11 protein-coding genes and 1 pseudogene are annotated in these 12268 nt (G+C 55.0%); all 12 read right to left on the bottom strand.

What is annotated here, in order from left to right:
* Window positions 1-7: 7 nt before the first annotated feature.
* Window positions 8-370 (bottom strand): annotated as a pseudogene (rplV, locus tag ACYSMN_RS18935) (50S ribosomal protein L22); the annotation flags it as partial.
* A gap of 2 nt (window positions 371-372) precedes the next feature.
* Window positions 373-651: a 30S ribosomal protein S19 gene (gene rpsS, locus ACYSMN_RS18930; protein WP_044003251.1), complete on the bottom strand. Its 279-nt coding sequence runs from the start codon at window positions 649-651 to the stop codon at window positions 373-375.
* Window positions 652-654: 3 nt separating this feature from the next.
* Complete coding sequence (gene rplB / locus ACYSMN_RS18925; protein WP_488925478.1) at window positions 655-1482, bottom strand: 50S ribosomal protein L2; 828 nt, start codon at window positions 1480-1482, stop codon at window positions 655-657.
* A 43-nt stretch (window positions 1483-1525) separates the two neighbouring features.
* The gene (gene rplW, locus ACYSMN_RS18920; protein WP_488925477.1) at window positions 1526-1813 is read right to left on the bottom strand and encodes a 50S ribosomal protein L23; all 288 of its coding nucleotides are present in this window, start codon (window positions 1811-1813) and stop codon (window positions 1526-1528) included.
* On the bottom strand, window positions 1813-2451 hold the full coding sequence (gene rplD, locus ACYSMN_RS18915) for a 50S ribosomal protein L4 (RefSeq protein ID WP_488925476.1): 639 nt from the start codon (window positions 2449-2451) through the stop codon (window positions 1813-1815). The genes rplW and rplD overlap by 1 nt, the downstream gene beginning before the upstream one ends.
* An 8-nt stretch (window positions 2452-2459) precedes the next feature.
* Window positions 2460-3080 carry a 50S ribosomal protein L3 gene (rplC, locus tag ACYSMN_RS18910; RefSeq protein WP_488925475.1) on the bottom strand — a complete coding sequence of 207 codons (621 nt, stop codon included), beginning with the start codon at window positions 3078-3080 and terminating at the stop codon, window positions 2460-2462.
* Window positions 3081-3358: 278 nt separating this feature from the next.
* On the bottom strand, window positions 3359-3664 hold the full coding sequence (gene rpsJ, locus ACYSMN_RS18905; RefSeq protein WP_044515480.1) for a 30S ribosomal protein S10: 306 nt from the start codon (window positions 3662-3664) through the stop codon (window positions 3359-3361).
* 23 nt (window positions 3665-3687) lie between these two features.
* On the bottom strand, window positions 3688-5829 hold the full coding sequence (gene fusA, locus ACYSMN_RS18900) for an elongation factor G (RefSeq protein ID WP_488925474.1): 2142 nt from the start codon (window positions 5827-5829) through the stop codon (window positions 3688-3690).
* Window positions 5830-5934: 105 nt separating this feature from the next.
* Entirely contained in the window at window positions 5935-6402 is a 468-nt protein-coding gene (gene rpsG, locus ACYSMN_RS18895; protein ID WP_073281277.1) for a 30S ribosomal protein S7, read from the bottom strand.
* Between the two features lie 84 nt (window positions 6403-6486).
* A complete protein-coding gene (rpsL, locus tag ACYSMN_RS18890; RefSeq protein ID WP_110976704.1) occupies window positions 6487-6915 on the bottom strand; it encodes a 30S ribosomal protein S12 in 429 nt (142 codons plus the stop codon).
* A gap of 327 nt (window positions 6916-7242) precedes the next feature.
* Window positions 7243-7605, bottom strand: coding sequence for a DUF3467 domain-containing protein (locus tag ACYSMN_RS18885; protein ID WP_488925473.1), 363 nt, complete (start codon window positions 7603-7605; stop codon window positions 7243-7245).
* A gap of 239 nt (window positions 7606-7844) precedes the next feature.
* Complete coding sequence (gene rpoC, locus ACYSMN_RS18880; RefSeq protein ID WP_488925472.1) at window positions 7845-12197, bottom strand: DNA-directed RNA polymerase subunit beta'; 4353 nt, start codon at window positions 12195-12197, stop codon at window positions 7845-7847.
* Window positions 12198-12268: the final 71 nt, after the last annotated feature.

Genomic DNA, 12268 nt, shown 5'->3' with positions numbered 1-12268 from the left:
TGGTAGCAGCTTTGCTGCCCAGGCGCTCTACTTTCGAATCGATCACCAGCGTCACGTGGTTGCTGCGCTTGCGGATGCGGTGGCCACGGCCCTGGGGGGCGGGGCGCAGACGCTTCAGCTGGCGGCCTTCGTCCACGAAGATAGCCTTGATGTATAGGTTCGCTTCTTCAATGCGCTCATCCTCGTTTTTCTGCTGCCAGTTGGCCAGAGCCGACAGGAGCAGTTTCTCGATTCTGGCGGCGCCCGAGTTAGCCTCGAACTTCAGCAGGCCCAGCGCGCGGGTCACTTTCTGACCACGAACCATGTCGGCCACCAAGCGCATTTTGCGCGGCGAGGTGGGGACGTTGCGGAGTTTAGCGGTTGCTTCCATGATTAGCGCTTGCCTTTATCTTTCTTGGCAATGTGACCACGGAAGTTGCGGGTCGGAGCAAACTCACCGAGTTTGTGTCCTACCATATTCTCCGTCACATAAACCGGGATGAACTTATTGCCGTTGTGAACGGCGAAGGTGTGGCCAACGAAATCCGGGGAAATCATCGAGCGGCGCGACCAGGTCTTCACCACCGACTTCTTGCCGGACTCATCCATTGCCGTTACTTTCTTCTCGAGCCGAAAGTCAATGTACGGCCCTTTTTTTAGTGAACGTGCCATTGCTTACTTCTTGCCTTTGCGGTTAACGATGAGCTGCTCGGAGTACTTGTTCTTGTTGCGGGTCTTCTGACCTTTAGCGAAGATGCCGTTACGGCTGCGGGGGTGACCACCCGACGACTTACCTTCACCACCACCCATTGGGTGATCCACTGGGTTCATAGCAACACCACGAACGCGCGGACGACGACCCAACCAACGGTTACGACCGGCTTTGCCGAGGCGTACGTTCATGTGGTCACCATTCGAAACGGTGCCAACCGTGGCCATGCAGGTAACGAGTACCATGCGCATCTCACCGGAGGGCAACTTCAACGTGGCGTATTTGTCTTCGCGGGCTACCAACTGAGCATAAGTGCCAGCCGAACGGGCCATAGCGGCGCCATTGCCGGGCATCAACTCAATGTTATGCACAATGGTACCCAGCGGAATTTCGCGCAGTGGCAGGGCGTTGCCCACTTCCGGTGCTACACCCGAGCCAGCTACTACCGTGGCTCCTACTTCCAAACCAGCGGGCGCAATGATGTAGCGCTTTTCGCCGTCGGCGTACTGAAGCAGGGCAATGCGGGCCGTGCGGTTGGGATCGTACTCAATCGTCTTCACCGTGGCGGGCACTACGGCCTTGTCACGTTTGAAGTCGATGATACGATACTTGGCTTTGTGACCACCGCCGATGTAGCGGTTGGACATTTTACCAGAGTTGTTGCGGCCACCGGAGTTTTTCATGGGTGCCAACAGCGACTTCTCCGGCGTCGACGTCGTGATCTCGTCGAAGGCCGGGGCGATACGGAAGCGCTGACCCGGTGATGTTGGTCTTAGTTTTTTGAGTGCCATTACTCTTGCTTAGGAAATATTCTTTTGCAGAAAGAGGCGCAGCTTAGATGCCGCTATAGAAGTCGATGATATCGCCTTCCTTCACGGTCACGATGGCTTTCTTGCCATGCGCGCGGCGGCCCGATACCGAACCACCTTTCGTGAACTTGGACTTCACTTTGCCGTTGGTGCGGATCGTGCTGATGCCCGTTACCGTCACGCTATACGCCTGCTCGATGTCCTTCTTGATCTGAACCTTGTTGGCGGTACGCTCCACTTCGAAAACGTACTGGCCTTTTTCATTCAGGCCCGTGGCCTTTTCGGTCACGATGGGTTTTTTCAGCGTGCTCATTATTCAGCGGAGGTATAAAGTTGTTCCAACGACTTCAGGCCATCCTCCGACAGCAACAGCGTGTCGGTGTTCAGCAGATCGTGCGTGTTGAGTGCTACGGGCGTAGCAACAGTCACTTTCTGAATGTTGCGGGCCGACAGCACCACGTTCTTGTCTACTTCGCCGGTCACCAGCAGAGTCTTCTTGCCGTTGTTGAGCTTCAGACCAGTCAGGATACTCAGGAAGTCTTTCGTCTTCGGGGCCGACAGTGTGATGTTCTCTACGAGAGCCACTTTACCGTCTTTAGCGAGGGTCGACAAAGCCGACAGACGAGCAAGGCGCTTGGTTTTTTTGTTCAGCTTGAAGCCGTAATCGCGGGGCTGAGGACCGAATATGCGGCCACCACCTACGAATACACCCGACTTCATCGAGCCAGCACGAGCACCGCCCGTACCTTTTTGCTTCTTCAGTTTCTTGGTGGTGCCGTGCACTTCGTTGCGCTGCTTCGACTTGTGCGTGCCCTGGCGCTGGTTGGCCAAGTACTGCTTTACGTCGAGGTACATCACGTGCTCGTTCGGCTCCAGACCGAAGATGGCGTCAGACAGGGTAACCTTGCGGCCGGTGTCTTCGCCCTTGATGTTATATACTGACAGTTCCATTTGCTAGGTTATTTTTCCAGGACCACGAAAGAGTTCTTGGCACCGGGAACCGAGCCGCTCACCAGGATGAGGTTCTTGTCGGCTACAATGCGCATCACCTTCAGGTTCTGCACTTTCACCCGGTCGTTGCCCATGCGGCCACCCATGCGCATTCCTTTGAACACGCGCGAAGGCCAGGAGCAGGCACCAATAGAACCGGGGTGACGCAGGCGGTTGTGCTGGCCGTGAGTTTGGCCGCCAACACCAGCGAAGTTGTAGCGTTTCACAACGCCCTGGAAACCTTTACCTTTTGAGGTACCTACCACGTCCACGAACTCGCCTTCCTCGAAGAGGGTAGCGTTGATTTCGCTGCCAGCGGTGTAATTGGCTACCTCGTCGGTACGGAACTCAACGAGTTTTTTCTTGGGAGTGGTACCGGCTTTGGCGAAGTGACCAGCAAGTGCTTTGGTCGTGTTCTTCGCTTTTTTCTCGCCGTACCCGAGCTGGATGGCCGTGTAGCCGTCCGTCTCAATGGTCTTAACCTGCGTCACTACGCACGGACCCGCCTCGATGAGCGTGCAGGGAATGTTTTTCCCGTCCGGAGTGAAGAGGCTTGTCATACCGATTTTTTTACCGATGATGCCAGGCATTCTGTTTGGGTTTAGTAAAAGACGCACAAGAAAACGCCCGAGTGGCGTTTTCGTAATGGGAGTGCAAAGCTAGGGAATTGTTATGTTATATTCTAGCCACCCTTCCAAATATTTTCAGTGTCACCACTTTAGCTCCTTTATGTAGGTGACCCTGCTATTGGTCCCACTCCTACCCTTTACCGTCGCTAACTCGAATTTGAATACTTGGAAACGAAAACACCCCACCGGCTCCGTAGAACCAGTGGGGTGTTTCATTAGCTAAGCAGGGAAATCAGTCCTCAGACTTTGATTTCTACGTCAACACCGCTTGGCAGTTCCAGCTTCATCAGGGCATCTACTGTCTTCGACGAAGTCGAGTAGATATCCACGAGGCGCTTGTAAGTGCAAAGCTGGAATTGCTCCCGGCTCTTCTTGTTCACGTGGGGCGAACGGAGCACGGTAAACTTCTCCTTGTTGGTGGGCAGGGGAATAGGGCCGCTCACGATAGCACCCGTAGCCTTCACCGCCTTCACGATCTTCTCCGACGATTTGTCCACCAAGTTGTGGTCGTAGGATTTGAGTTTGATGCGAATTTTCTGGTTCATGTCTCTTTTGAATGAAAGCGGTATTAGCGGATGGCGTTACCTTTTTGCTTAGCAATGATGCCTTCAGCAAGATTGGTCGGTACCTGATCGTAGTGCGAAAAGGTCAGCGAAGCCGAAGCACGACCTGAAGAGATAGTGCGCAACGTGGTAACGTAGCCGAACAGCTCCGACAGCGGAACGTCAGCCTTGATTACGTTGGCGCCACCTTTCGTATCCATGCCCTTCATGATACCACGACGACGGTTCAAGTCACCCGTTACGGAACCGGTGTACTCGTCCGGCGAAACTACTTCCACCGCCATGATGGGCTCGAGCAGTTTCGGACCAGCTTGCTTGCCGGCTTCGCGGAAGCCACCACGTGCGGCGAGTTCGAACGACAGAGCGTCCGAGTCAACATCGTGGTAGGAACCGAAGAACAGACGCACGCGCATACCCTCAATGGGGAAGCCTGCTAGCGGACCGTTCTTCATGGCTTCTTCGAAACCTTTCTGAACTGGAGCGATGAATTCGCGGGGGATAACACCACCGCTGATGTCGTTCACGAACTCCAAACCGGGCTTCTCTGGATCGGTCAGCTTCGGGCCGAGTTCGAATACGATGTCGCCGAATTTACCACGACCACCGGTTTGCTTCTTGTAGGTTTCGCGGTGCTCAACCGTTTTGGTCAAGATCTCCTTATAAGCTACCTGCGGAGCACCCTGGTTGATTTCCACCTTGAACTCCCGACGCATACGGTCGATGATGATTTCGAGGTGAAGCTCGCCCATGCCTTTCAGTACGGTCTGGCCCGTTTCGGGGTCCGTCTGTACTACCAGCGTAGGATCTTCTTCCACGAGCTTGGCGATAGCCATACCCATCTTATCCACGTCAGCCTGAGTTTTGGGCTCAATAGCGTAGCCGATAACGGGCTCGGGGAACGACATCGATTCCAGTACCACGCGCGACTTCTCGTCGGTCAGCGTGTCACCCGTTTTGATGTCTTTGAAACCCACGCCGGCGGCAATGTCACCAGCTTGGATTTTGTCGATGGGGTTCTGCTTGTTGGAGTGCATCTGCATGAGGCGCGAGATACGCTCCTTCTTGTTCGTGCGGTTGTTGTGCACGTACGAGCCAGCATCAAGCACCCCGCTGTAGCAGCGGAAGAAGCACAGACGACCAACGAAGGGGTCAGTGGCAATTTTGAACGCTAGCGCGGTGAAGGGCTCGCTGTTGTCGGGGTGACGCTCTACTTCCTCACCGGTGTCGGGGTTGGTACCGATAACGGCGGGCATGTCCAGCGGCGAAGGCAGGTAGGCCATAACGGCATCCAGCATCGACTGCACACCTTTGTTCTTGAAGGCCGAGCCGCACATCACCGGCGAGAACTTCATGTCGATAACCGCTTTGCGGATTACCGTCATCATTTCCTCACGCGTGATGCTGTCTGGGTCGTCGAAGAACTTCTCCATCAGCGTGTCGTCGTATTCGGCAACACTTTCCACGAGCTTCTCACGCCACTCGGCTACCGTTTCCACGAGGTCTTCGGGAACTGGGATTTCCTTGTAGGTTTTGCCCTGAGTTTCGTCGTCCCACACGATGGCTTTGCCCGTGAGCAGGTCAACTACGCCTTTGAAGGTATCTTCAGCGCCGATTGGGATTTGCAGCGGCACGGGGTTAGCGCCGAGCTTGTCCTTGATCTCGTTTACGGCCTTGAAGAAGTCGGCACCGGCACGGTCCATCTTGTTGACGAAGCAGATGCGGGGCACTTTGTATTTGTCAGCCTGGCGCCATACGGTCTCCGACTGCGGCTCCACGCCCGATACGGCGCAGAACAGAGCTACTGCTCCATCGAGCACGCGCAACGAGCGCTCCACCTCTACGGTGAAGTCTACGTGGCCCGGAGTGTCAATCAGGTTGATTTTGTATTGCTTGGTTTCCGGAGTTGGCTCACCTTGTACGGTGGGGTAGTTCCAGAACGTGGTAGTAGCAGCCGAAGTGATGGTGATACCACGCTCCTGCTCCTGCTCCATCCAGTCCATCGTGGCGGCACCTTCGTGCACCTCCCCGATTTTGTGGGTCTTACCGGTATAATAGAGAATGCGCTCCGAAGTCGTGGTCTTACCGGCGTCGATGTGCGCCATAATCCCGATGTTCCGGAGGTATTGCAGGTCTTTGTTAACAGCCATGTCGTTGTTGGTGATTAGGTAATCAAGTGATTAGGTGACGAGGTAAGCAGTGAACAACGAAACGCTCACTTCATTACCTGATCACCTAATCACCTAATCACGCACTTAGAAGCGGAAGTGCGAGAAGGCTTTGTTGGCTTCCGCCATCCGGTGGGTGTCGTCTTTCTTTTTGACGGCAGCACCTTCGCCTTTGGCGGCCGCGATGATTTCGCCGGCCAGCTTGTCTTTCATGGTCTTCTCACCACGACGACGAGCATATTGAATCAACCACTTCGAGCCTACGGCGATACGACGGTCGGGGCGAACTTCGATCGGCACCTGGAAGGTAGCACCACCTACGCGGCGGCTCTTCACTTCTACGGTCGGCATCACGTTGTTCAGGGCTTTGCGCCACATTTCCACGCCGCTTTCTTTGGTGCGCTGCTCAACAAGCTCGCAGGCGTCGTAGAAAATAGTGTAGGCAAGGTTTTTCTTCCCGTCGTACATCATGTAGTTGACGAAACGGGTTACGAGCGTCTCCTTGTATTTAGGATCGGGCAGGAGGATGCGCTTCTTTGGTTTTGACTTTCTCATGGGTGTAGAAATGAGCGGGTGCAGGGGGAAGTGGGATAAGAACCATGTGCTATCCAGCACTTCGCACTACCTCACTCGTATCAGTTACTTTTTCTTGCCGGGTGCTGGTTTGCCACCTTTACCAGCTGCGGGAGCTTGGCCGGGCTTCGGACGCTTAGCGCCATATTTGGAGCGGCGCTGCAAACGGCCGTTTACACCGGCGGTGTCAAGAGCACCACGAATGATGTGGTAACGCACACCGGGAAGGTCTTTCACGCGGCCACCACGAATCAGCACGATGCTGTGCTCCTGCAGGTTGTGGCCTTCACCGGGGATGTAGGCGTTAACTTCTTTGCCGTTGGTGAGGCGCACACGGGCTACTTTACGCATAGCCGAGTTCGGCTTCTTAGGCGTGGTAGTGTACACACGGGTGCAAACGCCACGGCGCTGCGGGCACGAATCAAGAGCCGGCGACTTCGACTTCGTCGTCAGCTTCTCGCGGCCTTTTCGTACTAACTGGTTGATGGTAGGCATTTACGGAATGGTTTATCAAGGAGGGTTCTCTCCCAAAAATTAGGCTTGCAAAGGTATAGAAGTCAAGTTGAAATAGCAAACGGGTTGAAATAGTTAATTTTAGGTCAACATACCTCTTCTATACAGGGTGTTTTCTTGAGTCCTAAAGCAACTCTTTACCGGCAGCTTTTATCATTTTGCAATAGGTCAATAACCAGCAATACATGGTTGATACTGCCTCTCATCGCATCGTTGAGGAAGCTCTGAGTCGCCGCTGATGCGGCTCCAAAAAAAAGCGGCTTCTATCAATAAGATAGAAGCCGCTGCCATATATAAGAAGTTAGTTGCTTACGCCTCTCCTACTTTGCCACCAAACCCCATAGGATACATGGGCGCGTCGTTCTGCTGCTTGATGGTGCCGTTGAGTTGTTCGTACCGCTCTATGTTCTCAGCCAACGCCGCTTGCAGGCGCTTAGCGTGTTCAGGAGTGAGAATGATGCGGGATTTCACCTTGGCTTTTGGCACACCGGGCATCAAGCGAATGAAGTCAATTATGAATTCGCTGCTGCTGTGCGCAATCATAGCGAGGTTAGCGTACTCACCCTCCGCTATATCTTCCGACAATTCAATGCTGATGGCATTCGGATCGTTGAGGGCATTGGGGTCCTGAGGCTGCGGGGTATCGGCGTCGGGCTGGTGTTGATGGGGCATTCGGTTGGTTGGTAAAAGGTGTTGTTTCTTTCTAGGTTTTACGCGGAGAAGCCCTTGTCGACTTTTCTGGTTCAGTAGCTCTTTGCATTTGCATTTTCGGCAATGGTCATGCGACTAGCTAAATGCGTTCTGCTTCTACGCAAGAGCTTAAATCACTCTTCGCACCTCCAAGCTACCAAAAAAGAAAAAGCCGACCGGATTTCTCCGACCGGCTTCTCCTATTCAATCACTCTATAAGCTTACTCCGACACCGACTCGCGGCGCGAAGCACGGGCCGGACGCTTGGCTGGCGCTACCGTGTCGTCGGCTTTCGGCGCTTGCAGCGCCTCCAACTCCTCTTTCGAACCGACGACCTGACGCGTGTACTCGCGCAGACCCGTACCGGCCGGAATGAGGTGACCAACGATTACGTTTTCCTTCAAACCCAGCAGTTCGTCGGCTTTGCCACGGATGGCAGCTTCCGACAGCACCTTGGTCGTCTCCTGGAAGGATGCGGCCGAGATGAACGACTGCGTACCGAGCGAAGCTTGCGTGATACCCTGCAATGTGGGCCGCGAAACGGATGGCTGCGCGTCGCGCACTTCCACAAGGGCCAAGTCGCGGCGGCGCAGGCTGCTGTTCTCGTCGCGTAGGCGGCGAGCCGTCACAATCTGGCCGGGCTTCAGGGTGGTCGAGTCACCGGCATTCGTTACCACCTTCATGTCGATGATGGTATCGTTTTCTTCCATGAACAGGATCTTGTCGATTACCTGGTGCTCAAGGAAAGTCGTGTCGCCGGCATCCAGAATCACAACTTTCTGCATCATCTGGCGCACTACCACCTCAATGTGCTTGTCGTTGATTTTCACACCCTGCAAGCGGTACACTTCCTGAATCTCGTTCACGAGGTACTCCTGCACCGCGCCCGGACCCTGAATGTTCAGGATATCGGTTGGGGTGATGGCTCCATCGGAAAGCGGCGCCCCGGCCCGGATGAAGTCGTTGTCCTGCACGAGAATGTGCTTGGACAGCGGCACCATGTATTTCTTCTTCACGCCGTCTTTCGACTCGACGAAGATTTCCCGGTTACCACGCTTCACGGTACCATAGGTTACCACACCATCGATTTCCGACACAACAGCCGGGTTCGAGGGGTTACGGGCTTCGAAGAGTTCTGTAACGCGGGGCAGACCACCGGTGATATCACGAGTTTTACCCACGGCACGCGGAATCTTGGCTAGGATATGACCAGCCTTGATTTTCTCGCCGTTCTCAACGCTCAAGTGCGAGCCGACCGGAATGCTGTACGCCTTCTGGCCTTCTACGTCACCTTTCTTGCCGGGACGCACGATGATGGCCGGGTTCTGATCCTTGGCCTTCGATTCGATAATCACCTTCTCGCGGTGACCAGTCTGCTCATCCGACTCCTCACGGTAAGTGATGCCTTCCGTGATAGCGTCGTACTGAACGGTACCATCGAACTCGGCCAGAATAACGGCGTTGTACGGGTCCCAGTTGTTGAGCTCTTGGCCTTTCTCCACCTCTTGGCCTTCTTCGACCATCAGGAAGGAACCGTAAGGAACGTGGTTCGAGATAAACACCTTGCCAGTGCCCTTCTCTACAATACGAATCTCACCGGAACGGCCCATCACTACTTTCACTGGCTCGCCATCAGGGTTAGCGGTTTCCACAGTGCGGATGTCTTCGAACTCAACAACACCGGCAAACTTGGCTTTGATGCTAGCTTCCACGGCAATGTTGGAAGCCGTACCACCTACGTGGAAGGTGCGCAGCGTGAGCTGAGTGCCCGGCTCACCGATAGATTGAGCGGCAATTACACCTACCGCTTCGCCCTTCTGGACCATGCGGCCCGACGACAGATTACGGCCGTAGCACTTGGCGCAGATACCACGCTTCGATTCGCAGGTCAGTACCGAGCGGATTTCCACCGACTCTATGCTGGTAGCATCTATGCGGCGCGTAACATCTTCCGTGATTTCCTCACCAGCGGTAAGGATTACCTCGTCGGTCAGCGGATCGAGGATGTCGTGTACGGCTACGCGGCCCAGGATACGCTCGGCCAGCGGCTCTACTACGTCCTCGTTGTCTTTCAGCGCGAAGGTTTCGATACCTCGCAGCGTACCACAGTCGTTTTCATTTACGATAACATCCTGCGACACGTCTACCAGACGACGGGTCAGATAACCGGCGTCAGCCGTTTTCAGAGCGGTGTCGGCCAGACCTTTACGGGCACCGTGCGTCGAGATGAAGTACTCGATTACGTCCAGACCTTCTTTGAAGTTAGACAGAATCGGGTTTTCGATAATCTCGCCCACCGAGCCTTGCAGCGACTTCTGCGGCTTAGCCATCAGACCCCGCATACCGCCGAGCTGACGGATCTGCTCCCGCGAACCACGGGCACCGGAGTGCATCATCATGTAAATCGAGTTGAAGCCTTGGTTCTCCTTTTCGAGGCGACCCATAAGGGTTTCAGTGATTTGGTTGTTGATGCGGGTCCAGATGTCGATAACCTGGTTGTAACGCTCGTTGTCGGTAATCAGACCCATCTGGTAGTTCTGCGTTACGGCAGCTACGTCGGCCTGTGCCTGCGCTACGAGGGCGTCCTTCTCTTTCGGGATGTTGATGTCGCCCAGACCCATCGACAGACCACCTTTGTAAGCCGACTGGAAACCCAGCGTCTTGATGTCGTCGAGGAACTGCGCCGTACGAGCCATGCCCGTGCGCTTGAACACCATAGAAATAATCTGCTGCAGCTTTTTCTTCGTCAGCAGCTCATCCACGAAACCTACTTCTTCCGGCACGAGCTGGTTGAAGAGCACTCGGCCAGCAACCGTCTCGATGATCTTCGTCACGAGGTTATCTTCCTCGTCGCGAATCTTCGTGCGCACCTTAATATAGGCGTGCTTCGAAAGCTGACCTTCGTTGATGGCAATTACCACCTCCTCATCGGAGTAGAACATGCGGCCTTCGCCTTGGATCTTCTCGTCGTCGGTGCTGCGCTTGCCTTTGGTTACGTAGTACAGACCCAGAACCATGTCCTGCGACGGTACCGCGATGGGCGCGCCGTTGGCGGGGTTCAAGATGTTGTGCGAAGCCAGCATGAGCATGGAAGCTTCCAGAATAGCGGCCGGTCCGAGCGGAACGTGCACAGCCATCTGGTCACCGTCAAAGTCAGCGTTGAAGGCGGTACATACCAGCGGATGCAGCTGAATAGCTTTACCCTCGATGAGGCGGGGCTGGAATGCCTGAATACCCAAACGGTGCAGCGTAGGAGCACGGTTCAGCAGGACAGGGTGGCCCTTCAGCACGTTCTCCAGAATGTCCCATACCACGGCGTCCTTGCGGTCCACGATTTTCTTGGCCGACTTCACCGTCTTCACAATGCCGCGCTCGATGAGCTTGCGGATGATGAACGGCTTGAACAGTTCGGCAGCCATGTTCTTGGGCAGACCGCACTCGTGCAGCTTCAGCTCCGGACCTACTACAATAACCGAACGGCCCGAATAGTCGACGCGCTTACCGAGTAGGTTCTGACGGAAGCGGCCCTGCTTGCCTTTCAGCATATCGGACAGCGACTTCAGCGCCCGGTTACCCTCAGCTCGCACAGCATTTACTTTCCGCGAGTTGTCGAAGAGCGAGTCTACGGCTTCTTGCAACATGCGCTTCTCGTTCCGCAGAATCACCTCGGGCGCTTTGATTTCGATCAGGCGCTTGAGGCGGTTGTTACGGATAATAACGCGACGGTACAGGTCGTTCAAGTCGGAAGTGGCGAAACGGCCACCATCCAACGGCACGAGGGGGCGCAGTTCCGGCGGAATCACTGGCACCATGCGGATCACCATCCACTCGGGCTTGTTCTCGATGCGAGTAGCGGCGTCGCGGAAAGCTTCCACTACGCGCAGACGCTTTAGGGCTTCCGCTTTACGCTGCTGCGACGTCTCGTGCGCGGCAGAGTCACGCAGCGAGTACGACAACTCATCGAGGTTGGTGCGCTCCAGCAGGAGTTGCAGCGCATCAGCTCCCATGCGAGCAATGAATTTATTTGGGTCCTCGTTCGGCAACATCTGGTTCTCCCGGGGGAGCTTGTCGATGATGTCGAGGTACTCGTCTTCGGTCAGGAAGTCGAGTTGCTGCACGCCTTCTTCGGCGAGCACACCCGGCTGCACTACTACGTAGCGCTCATAATAGATAATCTGATCGAGCTTCTTGGTGGGCAGGCCCAGCAGGTAGCCGATTTTGTTTGGCAGGGACTTAAAGTACCAGATGTGCGCAACGGGCACCACCAGTTCGATGTGGCCCATCCGCTCCCGACGTACTTTCTTCTCGGTCACCTCTACGCCGCAACGGTCGCAGATAATGCCTTTGTACCGGATGCGCTTGTATTTGCCGCAGTGGCATTCCCAGTCCTTTACGGGACCGAAAATCCGCTCGCAGAACAAGCCGCCCATTTCGGGCTTGTACGTCCGGTAGTTGATCGTCTCGGGCTTCACTACCTCTCCGTTCGACCGTTCCAAGATGGATTCGGGCGAGGCCAGCGAAATAGTGACTTTTGAGAAGTCCTGTACCAGTTTTTTGTTTTTTGCAAACGCCATGTGGGGGAGCTGTTGTTAGCTGTTGGCTTTGTGGGCTGCTTCAGATGATCGGCTCTTCTTAAGAGGAGTCC

The sequence above is a fragment of the Hymenobacter sp. M1-2 genome, assembly GCF_057808495.1.
This window is presented reverse-complemented; position numbering and strand designations above follow the sequence as displayed.

Excerpts from the sequence above, each read along its gene's own strand:
- rpsS (WP_044003251.1), bottom strand. The coding sequence starts at position 651 with ATGGCACGTTCACTAAAAAAAGGGCCGTACATTGACTTTCGGCTCGAG.
- rplB (WP_488925478.1), bottom strand. The coding sequence starts at position 1,482 with ATGGCACTCAAAAAACTAAGACCAACATCACCGGGTCAGCGCTTCCGT.
- rplW (WP_488925477.1), bottom strand. The coding sequence starts at position 1,813 with ATGAGCACGCTGAAAAAACCCATCGTGACCGAAAAGGCCACGGGCCTG.
- rplD (WP_488925476.1), bottom strand. The coding sequence starts at position 2,451 with ATGGAACTGTCAGTATATAACATCAAGGGCGAAGACACCGGCCGCAAG.
- rplC (WP_488925475.1), bottom strand. The coding sequence starts at position 3,080 with ATGCCTGGCATCATCGGTAAAAAAATCGGTATGACAAGCCTCTTCACT.
- rpsJ (WP_044515480.1), bottom strand. The coding sequence starts at position 3,664 with ATGAACCAGAAAATTCGCATCAAACTCAAATCCTACGACCACAACTTG.
- fusA (WP_488925474.1), bottom strand. The coding sequence starts at position 5,829 with ATGGCTGTTAACAAAGACCTGCAATACCTCCGGAACATCGGGATTATG.
- rpsG (WP_073281277.1), bottom strand. The coding sequence starts at position 6,402 with ATGAGAAAGTCAAAACCAAAGAAGCGCATCCTCCTGCCCGATCCTAAA.
- rpsL (WP_110976704.1), bottom strand. The coding sequence starts at position 6,915 with ATGCCTACCATCAACCAGTTAGTACGAAAAGGCCGCGAGAAGCTGACG.
- ACYSMN_RS18885 (WP_488925473.1), bottom strand. The coding sequence starts at position 7,605 with ATGCCCCATCAACACCAGCCCGACGCCGATACCCCGCAGCCTCAGGAC.
- rpoC (WP_488925472.1), bottom strand. The coding sequence starts at position 12,197 with ATGGCGTTTGCAAAAAACAAAAAACTGGTACAGGACTTCTCAAAAGTC.